The organism is Cupriavidus sp. 291-E7 (genome assembly GCF_057798835.1).
Genome location: NZ_JBYOJV010000013.1, coordinates 73,436 through 88,221, shown reverse-complemented (window position 1 = coordinate 88,221; position 14,786 = coordinate 73,436). Strand labels below are relative to the sequence as shown.

14 protein-coding genes are annotated in these 14,786 nt (G+C 64.6%); 6 read left to right on the top strand and 8 right to left on the bottom strand.

All coding sequences use genetic code 11. The features are described from left to right. The first annotated feature begins 44 nt into the window (after positions 1-44). Both bamC and AC3FLX_RS22140 read left to right on the top strand, forming a co-directional pair. Positions 45-1,298 carry an NlpB/DapX family lipoprotein gene (bamC, locus tag AC3FLX_RS22145; protein WP_488699464.1) on the top strand — a complete coding sequence of 418 codons (1,254 nt, stop codon included), beginning with the start codon at positions 45-47 and terminating at the stop codon, positions 1,296-1,298. Between the two features lie 70 nt (positions 1,299-1,368). Next, positions 1,369-2,157: an MBL fold metallo-hydrolase gene (locus AC3FLX_RS22140; RefSeq protein ID WP_488699463.1), complete on the top strand. Its 789-nt coding sequence runs from the start codon at positions 1,369-1,371 to the stop codon at positions 2,155-2,157. Between the two features lie 100 nt (positions 2,158-2,257). Here the strand turns inward: AC3FLX_RS22140 and AC3FLX_RS22135 are convergent, their stop codons facing one another. Both AC3FLX_RS22135 and AC3FLX_RS22130 read right to left on the bottom strand, forming a co-directional pair. After that, positions 2,258-2,497 carry a hypothetical protein gene (locus tag AC3FLX_RS22135; protein WP_488699462.1) on the bottom strand — a complete coding sequence of 80 codons (240 nt, stop codon included), beginning with the start codon at positions 2,495-2,497 and terminating at the stop codon, positions 2,258-2,260. A gap of 199 nt (positions 2,498-2,696) precedes the next feature. Further along, the gene (locus AC3FLX_RS22130) at positions 2,697-3,905 is read right to left on the bottom strand and encodes a JmjC domain-containing protein (protein ID WP_488699461.1); all 1,209 of its coding nucleotides are present in this window, start codon (positions 3,903-3,905) and stop codon (positions 2,697-2,699) included. Positions 3,906-3,916: 11 nt separating this feature from the next. Between AC3FLX_RS22130 and AC3FLX_RS22125 the strand changes: the two genes are divergently transcribed. Then, positions 3,917-4,456 (top strand): FKBP-type peptidyl-prolyl cis-trans isomerase, encoded by a 540-nt coding sequence (locus tag AC3FLX_RS22125; RefSeq protein ID WP_488699460.1) that lies wholly within the window; start codon positions 3,917-3,919, stop codon positions 4,454-4,456. A 143-nt stretch (positions 4,457-4,599) separates the two neighbouring features. On the opposite strand, the gene AC3FLX_RS22120 is transcribed toward AC3FLX_RS22125, so the two are convergent. Both AC3FLX_RS22120 and mutS read right to left on the bottom strand, forming a co-directional pair. Further along, a complete protein-coding gene (locus AC3FLX_RS22120) occupies positions 4,600-5,616 on the bottom strand; it encodes a hypothetical protein (RefSeq protein WP_488699564.1) in 1,017 nt (338 codons plus the stop codon). Positions 5,617-5,648: 32 nt separating this feature from the next. Further along, positions 5,649-8,258 carry a DNA mismatch repair protein MutS gene (mutS, locus tag AC3FLX_RS22115; protein WP_488699563.1) on the bottom strand — a complete coding sequence of 870 codons (2,610 nt, stop codon included), beginning with the start codon at positions 8,256-8,258 and terminating at the stop codon, positions 5,649-5,651. An 865-nt stretch (positions 8,259-9,123) separates the two neighbouring features. Between mutS and AC3FLX_RS22110 the strand changes: the two genes are divergently transcribed. Further along, positions 9,124-9,645: a pilin gene (locus tag AC3FLX_RS22110; protein WP_488699459.1), complete on the top strand. Its 522-nt coding sequence runs from the start codon at positions 9,124-9,126 to the stop codon at positions 9,643-9,645. 13 nt (positions 9,646-9,658) lie between these two features. Here AC3FLX_RS22110 and AC3FLX_RS22105 read toward each other — a convergent pair whose 3' ends face one another. Further along, positions 9,659-10,501, bottom strand: a complete 843-nt coding sequence (locus AC3FLX_RS22105) for an inositol monophosphatase family protein (RefSeq protein ID WP_488699458.1) — start codon at positions 10,499-10,501, stop codon at positions 9,659-9,661. A gap of 236 nt (positions 10,502-10,737) precedes the next feature. On the opposite strand from AC3FLX_RS22105, the gene AC3FLX_RS22100 reads away from it, so the two are divergent. Together AC3FLX_RS22100 and cysE are read left to right on the top strand one after the other, a co-directional pair. Then, entirely contained in the window at positions 10,738-11,604 is an 867-nt protein-coding gene (locus AC3FLX_RS22100) for an RNA methyltransferase (RefSeq protein WP_488699457.1), read from the top strand. A gap of 303 nt (positions 11,605-11,907) precedes the next feature. Continuing rightward, a complete protein-coding gene (gene cysE, locus AC3FLX_RS22095) occupies positions 11,908-12,651 on the top strand; it encodes a serine O-acetyltransferase (RefSeq protein ID WP_488699456.1) in 744 nt (247 codons plus the stop codon). Positions 12,652-12,714: 63 nt separating this feature from the next. Here cysE and AC3FLX_RS22090 read toward each other — a convergent pair whose 3' ends face one another. From AC3FLX_RS22090 to AC3FLX_RS22080, 3 genes are all read right to left on the bottom strand, one after another. After that, on the bottom strand, positions 12,715-13,506 hold the full coding sequence (locus AC3FLX_RS22090) for a UDP-2,3-diacylglucosamine diphosphatase (RefSeq protein ID WP_488699455.1): 792 nt from the start codon (positions 13,504-13,506) through the stop codon (positions 12,715-12,717). Positions 13,507-13,568: 62 nt separating this feature from the next. Then, positions 13,569-14,069 (bottom strand): peptidylprolyl isomerase, encoded by a 501-nt coding sequence (locus tag AC3FLX_RS22085; protein WP_488699454.1) that lies wholly within the window; start codon positions 14,067-14,069, stop codon positions 13,569-13,571. A gap of 51 nt (positions 14,070-14,120) precedes the next feature. Then, complete coding sequence (locus AC3FLX_RS22080; RefSeq protein ID WP_488699453.1) at positions 14,121-14,729, bottom strand: peptidylprolyl isomerase; 609 nt, start codon at positions 14,727-14,729, stop codon at positions 14,121-14,123. Between the last annotated feature and the right edge of the window lie 57 nt (positions 14,730-14,786).

The following is a 14,786-nucleotide window of genomic DNA, read 5'->3' as shown; positions in this document are numbered from 1 at the left end:
ACGTTTGGCTATTCGCCAATTCTTGAAACCAGGATTACGTGTCAATGAAACAGAAGCTTAACCGTCGCGGCGCGACGCAGGTTCGCCGTGTCGCAGTGGTTGCGCCCATGCTGGCGCTGACGCTGATTGCCGGCTGCAGCAGCATCAACGAGGCCATGCAGCCCGACAAGATCGACTACAAGTCCCAGGGCAAGAAGACCGCGTCGCTGGACATTCCGCCGGACCTGACCAAGCTCGAAGGCGACCGTCGCTACACCGTGCCCGATGCCGCCGGCACGTCCACGCTGTCGAACTACCAGCAGGCGACCAAGACCCGCGAAGCCGAGCCGGCTACCAACGTGCTGCCGTCCTCGCAGGGCATCCGCATGGAGCGTGATGGCAACCAGCGCTGGCTCGTGATCAGCAATGGCATGCGTGCCGACCAGCTGTGGGAGTCGCTGCGCGGCTTCTGGCAGGAAAACGGTTTCCTGCTGACGCAGGATTCGCCGCAGACCGGCATCATGGAAACGGACTGGGCTGAGAATCGCGCCAAGATTCCGCAGGACATCATCCGCAACACGATTGGCAAGGTGTTCGACGGTCTGTACTCGACCTCCGAGCGCGACAAGTTCCGTACGCGCGTGGAGCGCGCCCAGAACGGCCAGCTCGAAGTGTTCATCAGCCACCGTGGCGCGCAAGAGCAGCTGACGGGCGTGGACAAGTCGACGACGGTCTGGACGCCGCGTCCGGCCGATCCGGAACTGGAAGCCGAGTTCCTCTCCCGCCTGGCACAGCGCCTGGGTGTGCAGAAGGACCAGGCCAACCAGATGGCCAAGAACCCGACGCCGGTGGGCAATGCCGCGGCGGCTGCCGCAGCAGCAGCGCCTTCGGCCTCGGCTAGCGCGACAGGTATCGGTGCCACGGCAGCGACTGGCGCCACTACCGATGCCGAAACCAAATCCTTCCTGGGCCAGGTCAATGGCGCGCCGGCCCTGCAGCTGCCGGAGCCGTTCGATCGCGCATGGCGTTCGGTTGGCCTGTCGCTGGACCGCGTGAACTTCACCGTGGAAGACCGCGACCGCGCGCAAGGTCTGTACTACGTGCGTTATGTGGATCCGAAGCAAGCCGTGGATGACCGTGGCTTCTTCTCGAAGCTCTTCACCAAGGCCAACGACGGCAAGACCGCCAAGAAGTATCGCGTGTCGCTGAAGGGTAGCGGCTCGGGCACCACGGTCACCGTGCAGAACGATGCCGGCCAGCCGGAGAACACCGACGTCAGCAAGCGCATCCTGTCGCTGCTCGACGAACAGCTGCACTGATGTTCGTTTTCTGTCGTACATCGATGCCGGCGGCGCCCGCCGCCGGGCATCTTCCCAGGCGAGCGCATCGATGATGCGCTTTGCTTTTTTGGGGAGCGGCAGCGAGGGTAACTCGCTGCTGATAGAGGCTGGCGACGGCGTATCCGTCACGCGCGTGTTGCTTGATTGCGGATTTGGCATCAAGGAAACGGCGCGGCGGCTGGAGCGGCTGGGCGTGTCGCCCGATCAACTGGACGCGCTACTTGTCACGCATGAGCATGGCGACCATGTGGGATCGGCATACGCGTTTGCCGCGCGCCACAAGCTGCCCGTCCATACGAGTCACGGTACGTGGCTGGCAACGTCGCATATGCGCGGGGCAGACCAGGCCGATGTGCGCGTATGTTGCGCCGATCATGTGTTTTCGGTCGGGGGCCTGCAGATTCATCCCTACACGGTGCCGCATGATGCGCGGGAGCCGTTGCAGTTTGTGTTGACCGATGGCGATGCCAGGCTGGGCGTGCTGACCGATGCGGGCATGGAAACGCCTTACGTCACGGCGCGGTTGGCCGGCGTGCATGCACTGGTGCTGGAATGCAACCACGATCGGGAGATGCTGAACAATTCCCCTTATCCGTGGTCGTTGAAGCGGCGTATCGGCGGCGATTTCGGCCATCTGGCCAACGATATCGCGGCCAGCATTCTGTCGCAGGTGACCCACTCGGACTTGTCGTGCGTCGTCGCGGCTCATCTGAGCAAGCAGAACAACACCCGTGAACTCGCGGCAGCGGCGCTTGCTACAGTGCTAGGCGTTCTGCCGGATGCGATCCTGATAGCTGATCAGGAAGAGGGGCTGGGATGGCAGGGAGTGCGGGCATAATCGGCGCGGCATGTCGTTGCCCCTAATGAGGGGAGCGCCAGATAATCGCCCAAACAAAAAGCCGACCCGAAGGTCGGCTTTTTGTATCGGAAGAATCCGATTACTGCTTGGCAGCCGGAGCCGAAGCGTCAGCAGCCGGAGCCGAAGCGTCGGCAGCCGGGGCCGAAGCGTCAGCAGCCGGAGCAGCAGCTGCGGGAGCCGAAGCTTCAGCAGCAGGAGCAGCAGCGGCCGGAGCCGAAGCAGCGGTGTCAGCTGCGGGGGCAGCAGCTTCTTCTTTCTTGCCGCAAGCGGCCAGAGCAACAGCAGCCAGCAGGGATGCGATCAGGAGAGACTTCTTCATTGTTCGTCCTTTAACTTTTAATAAAACGAAAACAGGCGATGAATAATTACCGGTAATTATCGCTCTTGTACTGCAAATATGAGGCTCTCCCGGGTGCCGACAGTGCAGTGGTCCACAGTACTAGCCAGCGGGCGATTATATCCGCGTTTTCCCGCCTTGTGTATAGGCGAAATATGCCGGTTCATTCTGTTACGTAAAATTACACGCGTGCGGGCGCAATCTGCAGCCAACCTTCCATCGTCCAGTCATGGAATGTGTCCATGAGATCGGGAAGCGCCGCGCACGCGGCCACATCTTCGGCCGCCAGTTGGCGGTGATCCGCGAGCCGTCGCAGCCATTTCGCCAGCGGTGGCGGTGGCTCGTAGGCTTCACCGTTCAGGAAGAAGTGCGTGCGGTCGTAGAGCGCGATGGAGGCGGGAGCAAGTACCACGCCATGCGTCTTGGCCAGCTTCGTGTATTGCTTCAGGCTGATTTCCGCGACTTCGTCAAACTGCACCGATTGCTTGGGTTCCGACAGGTACGATCCCAGGAATTCGGACACCATGCCCGCGTTCCATTTGAGAGCCTGCAGACGGTCGGCCACGTTCTTCGCCAGGCCGGCCGGCAGTTGCGCGGGCGTTGCCGTGGCGGCCTCGCCTGCATCGGCATAGCGACCGTCCAGGTCCTCGTTGCCTTCCACGGTTTCGGACAGCCACGCCAGGAAATGGCCCGCAAGCTCGCGATACGCCGGCGCACGGAACCCGATGGAGACGGTCATGCATTCGCCTTCGGCAACGCCATCGTGCGCGTACTGCGGCGGCAGGTAGAGCATGTCGCCCGGCTCGAGCACCCACTCCTGTTCGGCGCTGAAATCGGACAGGATCTTGAGCGGCATGTCGGGAATCAGGTCGAGCTTGGTCTGCGACGAAATTCGCCAGTGGCGTCGGCCCGATACTTGCAGCAGGAACACGTCGTACGAATCGAAGTGCGGCCCCACGCCACCGCCGTCGGTGGCATAGCTGATCATGACATCGTCCAGGCGTGCGTCCGGCACGAAGCGGAACTGGCTCATCAGCTCGGCGGCTGCCTGGTCGTGCAGGTTCACGCCTTGCACCAGCAGCGTCCACTTGCCAGTCTTGCGTGACGGCAGATTGTCTTCGGCAAAAGGACCGTGCTCGAGCTTCCAGCGGTTGCGAAAGTACGACACCAGGCGCGACTCTACGTCGTCGCGGTCGGCCAGTTCGAAAAGCGCTTCGCGCGACACAGGGGGCACGATTCCGGGCACTGCCTGTCGAATCAGCATCGGTTTGCGGTGCCAGACGTCACGCATGAATGCCGCGGGCGTCATCCCCCCGAGCAGCGTGAGCGGTGCATCGGGATCAATGGGGCCCGCGGGCAGGGCCTGCGCGTATAATGCGGAATCGCTCATGGAGTCAAGAATTGAAAATCGCTAAGAACACGGTGGTGTCCGTTGTGTACAAGCTGTCGGACGCGCAGGGCAATCTCATCGAGGAATCCGATGAGCCGATGGTCTATTTGCACGGCGGGTATGATGGCACGTTCCCCAAGATCGAGGAAGCGCTGGAAGGTCACGATGCCGGCTTCGAGACCCAGCTGCAGCTGGAACCCGACGAAGCGTTCGGCGACTACGATGCCGAACTGGTGAAGGTTGAGCCGCGCGACCGCTTTCCGGAGCCGCTGGAAGTCGGCATGCAGTTCGAGGGCGTGCCCGAGGACGGCGACGACGAGGATTCCATCATCTACACGGTGACCGACGTCGCCGAAGACAAGGTGGTGCTCGACGGCAATCACCCGCTGGCCGGCATGGCACTGCGCTTCTGGCTCCAGGTTTCCGAAGTCCGCGAAGCCACGACCGAAGAAGTGGAACACGGTCACGCGCATGGCGCATCGGGCATCGAAGTCGTCGACGAAGACGAGGACGAAGGCAGCCAAGGCGACAGCCCGCGCACGCTGCACTAAGCCGATATCCTCTAGCCAATCGAGCGATACGCGACAGGTCATCGCGAACATGAAAAAGCCGGCATCCGCCGGCTTTTTTATTTTGGGCGCAACGCCCCGCACGTGATGTGCATCAAGTTCCGTCGGCCGGCATGTTCCAGCGGTCAGTTGGTTTTCGGTCCGTCCTGCATTTCCACCTGGAAGACCGAGCGCGTGCCGGGCGTGATGGTCAGTTCGACCCAGTGCGAAGGATTGCCGATCGGCAGTGCCACGCGCGTAAAGTTGCCCACCACCTTGCCGCCCGCGTCGCGCAGCGGCCTGTCGACGCTGAAGCCGCTGTCGCTGGCATGCACGAGCAACACCTGGCCCGGATACTTCGCGCTCAGGTCCCGCAGTTGTCGCTTGAATTCAAGATAGCCATCGCGGGTGCCGCGTCGCAGAAAGCCATCGAGCAGTGACGGCTTGCCGCGCTTTTCCCAGCCATTGCCAAACTGCGGATCGGCGTGCACCACGATAAGAATCCCCGGCAGGTCGCGCTGTTCGGCTACCGAGAACGCGCGGCCCAGCCACTGCCGGTTGGCTTCGCGGCGGTCCTCGAACTCGCCGTTACGCCCCCCCTCGCTGCGATAGTGATTGTTGTCGCCGGGCAGGTTCAGGCCGACGATCATCACATTGCCGGCCACCAGGCGAACGTTTTCCCGAAAGCTCCGGAACATGGCCTGGTCTGACTGACGTACCAGCGGAATCGTGCGCCGGCCCAGCGTGGCATCGACTGGAAAGAACAGCTCGCGCAACCGGTTGAGCCGTTCCACGGCATCGAACTGTCCATTGACCGGCTTGTGGCATTCCGCCCAGTCCGTCTCGCCAGGTACGTAGAGCAGCGGTGCGGGCGAGTCGTCGAGCACGCGCAGGCGCGCGCCCAGCACGGCGTCTCCGCACGACTCCGTGTCACCCTTGATGCCGCCCGCGTGAATGATCAGCGACGCCTGACGCGCGCTCATCTGGTCGAACAGCGCCGTCGTGTCGGCCTCCGCCGTCGGCCACTGTGGCACATCGGCGACCAGTGCGATGCGCGTCAGTTGCACCGTTGGCGCCGCCGGTGGCGATACCTTGCTGGCGCGCGCCGCATGGGCGGTGTGCGACGCCAGGAAGCCGGCGGCGTACACCAGGGCGGCCAGCATGATGGCCGCGCGTCCCGAGCGGTGCGGTGCCATCATGCCTTGCGCGTCGGTTCCGCCAGTGCCTTGAGCCGGTACAGCGCTTCCAGCGCATCACGCGGCGACATGCTGTCCGGATCGATATCGGCCAGCGCCTCAAGCGCGGCAGCCTGTTCGGCGGAAAGATCGGCAGACATGCCATCGATCACGTCCAACGCATCGTCGTCCTGCGGGGTGGCCGGGGCTGCGAACAGGTCCAGCTGCGGGGTAGGCGTGGCATCCGCCGACTGTTGCTCCAGCCAGGCCAGGTGCTTGCGCGCGGCCCGAATCACGGGCTGCGGCACGCCTGCCAGTTGTGCCACCTGCAGGCCGTAGCTCTGGCTTGCCGGGCCATCCTGCACCGCATGCAGGAACACGATGCCGTCGCCGTGTTCCACAGCGGACAGGTGGACGTTCGCGGCCTGCGAGAATTCCTGCGGCAGTTGCGTCAGCTCGAAGTAGTGCGTGGCGAACAGCGCGTGGCTGCGATTGTGCGAGAGCAGGTGGCGCGCAATCGCCCATGCCAGCGCCAGGCCGTCGAACGTTGACGTGCCACGGCCGATTTCGTCCATCAGCACCAGGCTCGACGGCGTGGCGTTGTGCAGGATGGCGGCGGCCTCGGTCATTTCCACCATGAACGTGGAACGTCCGCCAGCCAGGTCGTCGGCTGCGCCAATCCGCGTGAAGATGCGATCGATCGGTCCGATCACCGCACCTTGCGCCGGCACCCATGCGCCCACGCAGGCCAGCAACACAATCAGTGCCGTCTGGCGCATGAACGTCGACTTACCGCCCATGTTCGGGCCGGTGATCAGCAGCAGCTTGCGCGCTTCATTCAATTGGCAGTCGTTGGCGATGAATGCCACCGATTCCGCGGCCAACTGTCCTTCCACGACCGGATGGCGTCCCTGCGTGATGTCGATGACATTCTCGGAAACGCGCTCCGGCTGGCTCCAGTCGAGCGTTCGTGCGCGCTCGGCCAGTGTGGCCAGCACGTCCAGCCGGGCGAGGGCCGCCGCCACGCGCTGCAGGTTGCCGATATGGGGCAGCAGCGCCTGGAGCAATGCCTCGTAGAGCTGCTTCTCGCGCGCCAGTGCGCGATCCTGGGCGGACAGGGCTTTGTCCTCGAACGCTTTCAGCTCGGGCGTGATGTAGCGCTCGGCGTTCTTGAGTGTCTGACGGCGCCGATAGTCGTCGGGCACCTTGTCGGCCTGCCCGTTGGTCACTTCGATATAGAAGCCGTGCACGCGGTTGTACTCGACGCGCAGGTTGCTGATGCCGGTGCGTGCGCGCTCCCGCGTTTCCAGTTCGATCAGGAACTGGCCGCAGTTTTCGGAAATATCGCGCAGTTCGTCGAGGTCGGCGTCGTAGCCCGGTGCGATCACGCCGCCGTCGCGGATCACCGTCGACGGCTCTTCCGCCACGGCGCGGATCAGCAGCGACAGGCACTCCACGGGGACTTCGAGTTCGTCCATCGTCTGCGCGAGCAGCGGCGACTCATGCGCGGCGCTGACGCTTGCCTGTACCGACGGAAGAGTCTTCAGCGTGTCGCGCAACGAAGACAGGTCGCGCGGTCGCGCCGACAACAGCGCCAGGCGTGCGGTAACGCGTTCGACGTCGCACAGCTTGCGCAGCGCCGCGCGCACCGTGTCCGGGTCCTGCGCGATGAGCACGCCAATGGCCTGCTGGCGTGCGCGCGGCAAGGCCGGGTCGCGCAGCGGATGGTGGAGCCAGTGGCGCAGTGCGCGGCTACCCATCGTGGTCGAACAGGTATCGAGCAGCGAGAACAGCGTCGGTGATTCGCCGCCGCGGAGGGTTTCGGTCAGTTCGAGATTTCGTCGCGTGGCCGTATCCAGGCCGACGAATTCGGACTCGCGCTCGACGGTCACGCCCTGCACGTGGCGCAGTGACTGCCCCTGCGTCGTAGCGGCATAGTTGAGCAGCGCGCCCGCCGCGCCGAGGGCCGCACCAAGCCCGGCGCAGCCAAACGGCTCCAGGCTGGCGACGCCGATCTGTTCGCGCAGGCGGCGTGTGCCGGCCTCCTGATCGAAGTGCCACTCGGGCAGGCGCGTGCGGGCGCAGGTCGGCGCCGGCAGGTCCATGCCGTCCGCATAGAGCAGTTCCGCTGGCCGGATGCGTTCCAGTTCGCGCGAAAGCTGCGCCGCGTCGCATTCCATCAGACGCAGTTCTCCGCTAGCCAGGTTCAGCCACGCCATGCCGGTCTTGCTGATGCCGCGGCGTGTGGTCTGCTGGTGCACGGCCATCAGGTAGCTGTCGACCTTGTCGGGCAGCAGCGCCGCATCGGTCAACGTGCCCGGCGTGACGATGCGCACGACCTTGCGTTCGACCGGCCCCTTGCTCGTGGCCGGATCGCCGATCTGTTCGCAGATCGCCACGGATTCGCCGAGCTTGACCAGGCGCGCCAGATACTGGTCCACCGAATGGAACGGGATACCGGCCATGCGGATCGGCACGCCGCCGGACTGGCCGCGCGACGTCAGCGTGATGTCGAGCAGGCGGGCTGCCTTTTCCGCGTCATCGTGGAACAGTTCGTAGAAGTCGCCCATCCGGTAGAACAGCAGGGTGTCCGGATGGTCCGCCTTTAGCCGCAAATACTGCAGCATCATGGGCGTGTGCTTTTCGGATTTCTCGGCCTTGTCCGACTTGTCGGCTTTGCCGCTGCGCGGGCGCGTGCCTTCGGCGGCGGCCAGGGCTTCGGCGGACACGGTATCGTCGCGGGCCTCCTGGATCTCACCTGCGGCTACGGGTGCGTCCGGTCGCGTGGATTCGGCTTGGTTGGAAAAGGCTTCTGCGGACATGCATTCCTCTCGGGCGGCCCGGTGAAAGGGGCCGCCGGTGTATCGATTGCCGCGGGCGTGGCGAGTGGTCGGTGACTTGCCGACGTGACTGGCCTCAAGCGGGCCGCGGCGCAAAGCGGCATTTTACTGCCTGCCCATCCAGTGGTCCGCTGCCGGACCGGATTTTCATCCGATTCCGCGATGCACTGCTGGCTTCCCGTCCGGTGCGCCGCACTTTGAGCGCTGGAACGGACAGGAGCCGTGGTGTGAAGGGCCCCGCGCGGGGAGGCGCCAGCATATTTGAGGTCCGGGTGCTTCCATGCGATCTCCAGCAGTTATGTGCAGTCAGCAAATCTAGCTGGGGGCGACTGGGATGTCTTGGGGTGGAATCTCAAAAATTGCAGGGACGCGGGAGCGGGGAGCCAGGCCGCGTGCGGCGGCATGTAACGCAAGAATAACTTTGGACGTTGCGCTGTAATCGGCAAGCAACGCCGCATTTTGAGCGGGCAGGCGCGAAATCGACGAGATTTGTCAGTTGCCCCGGAGCGCCGCTGCATATTTGTCAGCCACAGCCGTCTGTAACCAGATGTTTCCGACAAAAAGTGTCAGATATGGGGGCGATCGGGCCTGGCATGATCCTTGGATATAACCGTGCGTAGCGGCACGAAGAGGCCGGTAACAGGACAGGTCGCAAATGAAAAAAGCAAGGGCGGGAAGATGGCCGGGGAGGGCCGTCAGCGTGATTCCGGTGTGGGGCGTGGCCTGGAGGCCCGCGCCACACCGCGGATTCACGCTGATCGAGCTGATGATCGTGGTGGCGATCGTGGGCATTCTTGCCGCGATCGCCATTCCCACCTATCAGGTTTTTGTTGCGAAGGCGCAGATCGGCCGGGCTTTCTGGGAAGCATCGGCCTACAAGATTCCCGTGGAGGAACGCCTGAACGCCGGCGTGCGCGTATTTCCGAATCCCGCCGATTCGTTGGGATACGTGAAGTCGTCGCTTACCACTACCGCCAATACCTTCGTGTTCAACGCGGACGGGTCAGGCAGCATCGTCGTCACGCTCGACGGCGACGTGCATACGATGGTCAAGGGCACGCGCCTGACCGTGGGCCGCCTGGCGGACGGCAGTTGGGACTGCACGGTGCGGGGCGGAACCGGCGGCATCACCGCCATGTACCTGCCCCTTTCGTGCGTACTCGATACCAGCAGCTAGGCTGCCGCGCGAGTTATTCCTCGATTGCCTTCAGTGCCTTGAGTGCCGGCTTGATGTTGTCCAGCGAGAACGGCGCCAGCAGTCGAACCATCTGTGCGAAGACCTTCGGATTACCGGCCAGCACCTCGCCCTGTTCCATCTGGCGCGATTCGCCGTTGTAGTTGCCCACCAGACCACCCGCTTCGGTGATCAGCAGCATGCCGGCGGCCATGTCCCACGGCTTCAGGCCGCGCTCGAAGAAACCGTCCAGGCGGCCGCAGGCCACATAGGCCAGGTCCAGCGCGGCAGCGCCCGGGCGGCGCAGGCCCGCGCAGCTGCGCGTCATCAGCGCGAACATCTCCAGGTATTCGTCCACGCCTTCCAGATCGCGGAACGGGAAGCCCGTGCCGATCAGGCAGTCTGCCAGCTTGTCGCGGCGCGTGACGCGGATGCGGCGGTTGTTCAGGAAGGCGCCGGCGCCCTTGCTGGCGGTGAACAGTTCGTCGCGCGTGGGATCGTAGACCACGGCCTGGGAAGGCACGCCCTTGTGCAGCAGGCCGATCGACACTGCGTACTGCGGAAAGCCGTGGATGAAGTTGGTGGTGCCGTCCAGCGGATCGATCACCCAGGTGAATTCGTGCTGGTCGTCGCCCTCGGCCCAGGACTGGCCGGACTCTTCCGCTAGAATGGCGTGCTCGGGGTAGGCGGTGCGGATGACCTCGATGATGGCTGCTTCGGCAGCGCGATCGACTTCGGTCACGAAATCGTTGTGCTGTTTGCGCGAAACGCGTACCAGGTCGACGTCGATCGACGCGCGGTTGATGATGGAACCCGCCTTGCGGGCCGCCTTGACGGCGATATTTAGCATCGGATGCATGAATCTCTCCAGGGGCCGGCGAACTGTCCTGCGGGGCAGCTTCTGCCAGACCTGGTGGTCATGGCCGGAAGGCGCGCGGATAGTCCGGCATCGGCCGAACAGCACAACGGATTGTAGAAGAACGAGGGTGCGTCGCCTTTTCTGGGCGCCGCGCCGCAATTGGAAGGCTGCATTGTATAGGAACCCGGCCCGCTGCACGAGTCGCGCGCGGCAAACGTCGTAGCGGGGCATCCCAAATGACTGAAGCACTGAATTTCGAGGCGGGGCAGACCCCCGCGGATGCTGGCCCCGGTGGCTTGCCCGGCATTTTTTCCCGCGTGCGCGTGGTGCTGGTGGAAACCAGCCACCCAGGTAACGTAGGTTCCGTCGCCCGCGCGATGAAGACGATGGGTTTTGGCGATGTGCCCGGCAGCCTGGTGCTGGTGACGCCGCGCGAGCCGGACGTGCTGACGCACCCGGACGCCGTGGCGATGGCCAGCGGTGCCGACGACGTGCTGGCGGGTGCCCGCATCGTCGACGATATCGAAAGCGCATTGACTGGCACGGCCTTTACGGTGGCGATGACCGCGCGCCAGCGTGAATTCGGCCCGCCGCGCCTGCTGCCGCGCGCCGCGGCCAGCCGGGGACGTGCCGTGCTGGCGGCCGACGACGCGGCGGTCATCGCCTTCGTGTTCGGCAACGAGCGCTATGGCCTGCCCAACGATGCGGTGCTGCGCTGCTCGGCCGTGACGCACATTCCCGCCAACCCGGCGTATGCGTCCCTGAACCTGGCGCAGGCGGTGCAGCTCATTGCCTACGAGATGCGCCTGGCGCTGCTGGAGGAGCAGGAGGCGGCGGGCGCGGTGCCGGACGGCGCGCCGAATATCGGCTATTCTGGTGAGCCCGCCACGGCGGAACAGGTCGAATCGATGTTCGGCCACTTCCAGTCGGGGCTGGTGGCCATCGGATTTCTCGATCCGGACAATCCACGCAAGCTGATGCCGCGACTGCGGCGGATGTTTGCCAGAGCCGGACTCGAACGCGAGGAAGTGAATATCCTGCGTGGCATCGCCAAGCGCATGCTGCTGGCCGGCAGGCAGACAGAAGGCAACAAGGACAGCTGACCCGTGATTTCCATCTCGGCACTCAACAGGCGGAACGATTCCCGGAGCCAGGCCCCCGGCCAGCGGGACGCGCGCGCCTGCGTGAGCCAGCCGCCGCGATGTTGAAGCCGCCGCGACCCCAAAAGCCCTGATGGCCTCAGGGCCCGGCGGCAGGCGCATAAATCTCTTACACTCCCTGCTCGCACGCGCCCAGGCCGTCCCCCAACACAAGCAAGAAGCACAAGACCGGCTTATGACCGCGCCGGCGACCGTCCGCATATCGTGCGGGCGCGCGCATCGGCGCGGCAACACGACACGACGAAGATGTTCACTCGCCTGAAGGAAGATATCGATGCCATCATGCGGCGCGACCCCGCTGCGCGCAGCCGCCTGGAAGTTCTGACCTGCTATCCCGGACTCCACGCCGTGATATTCCATCGCGTGGCCCACACGTGCTGGCGCGGCGGTTTCCATTGGCTTGGCCGCTGGATCTCGCACTGGTCACGCTGGTTGACCGGTATCGAGATTCACCCCGCCGTCAGGATGGGGCGCCGCGTGTTCATCGATCACGGCATGGGCGTGGTCATCGGCGAAACGGCCGAGATCGGCGACGACTGCACGATCTACCAGGGTGTGACACTGGGCGGCACATCGCTCTACAAGGGTCAGAAACGCCACCCGACACTCGGCGCGGGCGTGGTGGTCAGCGCCGGTGCCAAGGTGCTTGGCGGATTCGAGGTGGGCGATGGCGCGCGCGTGGGATCGAACGCCGTGGTGCTCAAGCCGGTGCCGCCGGGCGCCACCGCGGTGGGCATACCGGCCCGCATCATCATGCCCGATGCCCCGGCCGCCCAGCAGGGCGCGAAGCAGGAGTTCTCGGCTTATGGCATCACGCCGAATGCCGACGATCCGGTGTCGCTCGCGCTCAAGAGCCTGATCGACAACGCGGCCAAGCAACATGACCGCATCGAGGCCGTGCTGGCCGCGCTCGACCGCCTCGGCGAACATCTCGAGAACACCCCGAACGACCGCTTCGATGCGAGCGAACTGCGCAAGCTGATGAAATAGGCGTTGCGGCGGTGGACAGGCACGCCGCCCGGCGCGGCGTGGTGCGTCGTGAAGCGGTCACGGTCACTCCACCTGCGGCAGCAGACTGAAGCCGCCGGCATCGAGCTGCAGCACGGCTGCGCGCGGATGTCGGCCATCCAGATCCCAGTCGGTCAGCACCCAGCGATCGCCTCGCGCATGCGCGTGACGGGCAGGGCGATGGGTGTGGCCATGCACCAGTGTGCTGGCGTGGCTCGCCGCCAGCAGCGCGTCGACGGCGGCGGGCGTGGCATCGCCATAGTCGGGCGGTGCGGCACCGTCAGCCTGCCGTGCGCGGCCGGCTTCGCTGTCGGCCCGTAGCCGGCGAGCAATCTTCTGTCGCGTGGCCAGTGGCAAGGCCAGAAACAGCCGCTGCACCCAGCCCTTGCGCGTCCAGTGCCGAAAGCGGTTATAGCGCGGGTCGTCCGTGCAAAGCATGTCGCCGTGGCTCAGCACCACGCGTTGCCCGGCACAAACGATCACCGAGGGGTCGGCCAGCAGCGTCGCCCCGGCTGCCCTGGCAAAGCGTCGGCCAATCAGGAAGTCGCGATTGCCGTGCATCAGGTAGACCGGCACGCCGGCATCGGCAACGCGGCGCAATGCCGCCGCCACGCCAGCCGCAAACGGTGTTTCCGTTTCCTCGTCGCCCACCCAGAACTCAAAGAAGTCGCCCAGGATGAAGAGCGTGCGCGCCTGCTGTTTGGCCTGGTCCAGCACGCGGTCGAACGCGGCCAGCGTACGCGGCATGCCGGGGGTCAGGTGCAGATCGGAAATGAACCACGCCGGCGCCTGCACCTCGATGGGTGCGGCCGCCGGCGTGGGCAGGGATGCGGTCATGCGTGTCGGAAAAGTGAGTTCACGAGCGGCATGCCGCCATCGAAGGGTAGGTCGTCGAAGAATTACTCGACGATGGTGGCCTTCTGGATCACCACGTCGTCCACCGGCACGTCCTGGTGGAAGCCCGAGCTGCCGGTACGCACGCCCTTGATGGCGTCCACGACGTCGGTACCTTCCACGACCTTGCCGAACACGGCGTAGCCGAAGCCTTGCGGCGTGGGCGAGCTGAAGTTCAGGAAGTCGTTGTCCACCACGTTGATGAAGAACTGAGCCGTGGCCGAGTGCGGTGCGTTGGTGCGGGCCATCGCAACGGTGTAGCGGTCGTTCTTCAGGCCGTTGCCGGCTTCGTTGTCGATCGGCGCGTCGGTGTCCTTCTGCTTCATGCCCGGCTCGAAGCCGCCGCCCTGGATCATGAAGTTCTTGATCACGCGGTGGAAGACCGTGTTGTCATAGTGGCCCTTGCGCACGTACGACAGGAAGTTCTCCACCGTCTTCGGGGCTTTCTCGGCGTCCAGTTCGATGGTGATGACGCCTTGCGTCGTTTGGAGTTGTACCTTGCTCATGGGTGACCTCTGTACGGTGACGGTTAGGCCCGCAGGACTGCGGGCGCAGAGTTACTTGGTGACGACGGTGGCGGACTCGATCACGATCGGCGCGGCCGGTACGTTGCGCATGGCACCGTAGGCTGTGGTCGGCGCGGCCTTGATCTTGTCGATCGTGTCCATGCCTTCCACCACCTTGCCGAATACGGCATATCCGTTGCCATCGGGCTGCGGGTAGTCGAGGTTCGGATTATCCACCACATTGACGAAGAACTGCGCGGTGGCGGAGTTCGGATTCGAAGTGCGGGCCATTGCGACCGTGCCCGCCTTGTTCTTCAGGCCGTTCTGGGACTCCAGCGGAATCGGTGCGCGCGTGGCCTTTTCCTTCATGTCACGGTCGAAGCCGCCGCCCTGCACCATGAAGCCGTTGATCACACGGTGGAAGATCGTGCCGCCATAGAAACCGCTCTTCACGTATTCCATGAAGTTGGCGACGGTCTTCGGGGCGGCGTCGGGGTACACCTCGATGGTGAACTTGCCGGCGTTGGTGACGAACTGCACACGCTCGGTCTTCGGCGCGGAGGCGGCCGGGCTGGCGCCCTGTGCCAGGGCGGCCAACGGCGTCAGCGCGGTGGCGGCGGCCATCAGGCCGGCCAGGGCGATGCGGCGGGAAAGGGTCATGTCTGGAACTCCATCTTTCAGTGCAGATGATTTGATGCGATTGAGGCAGAGCAGGCG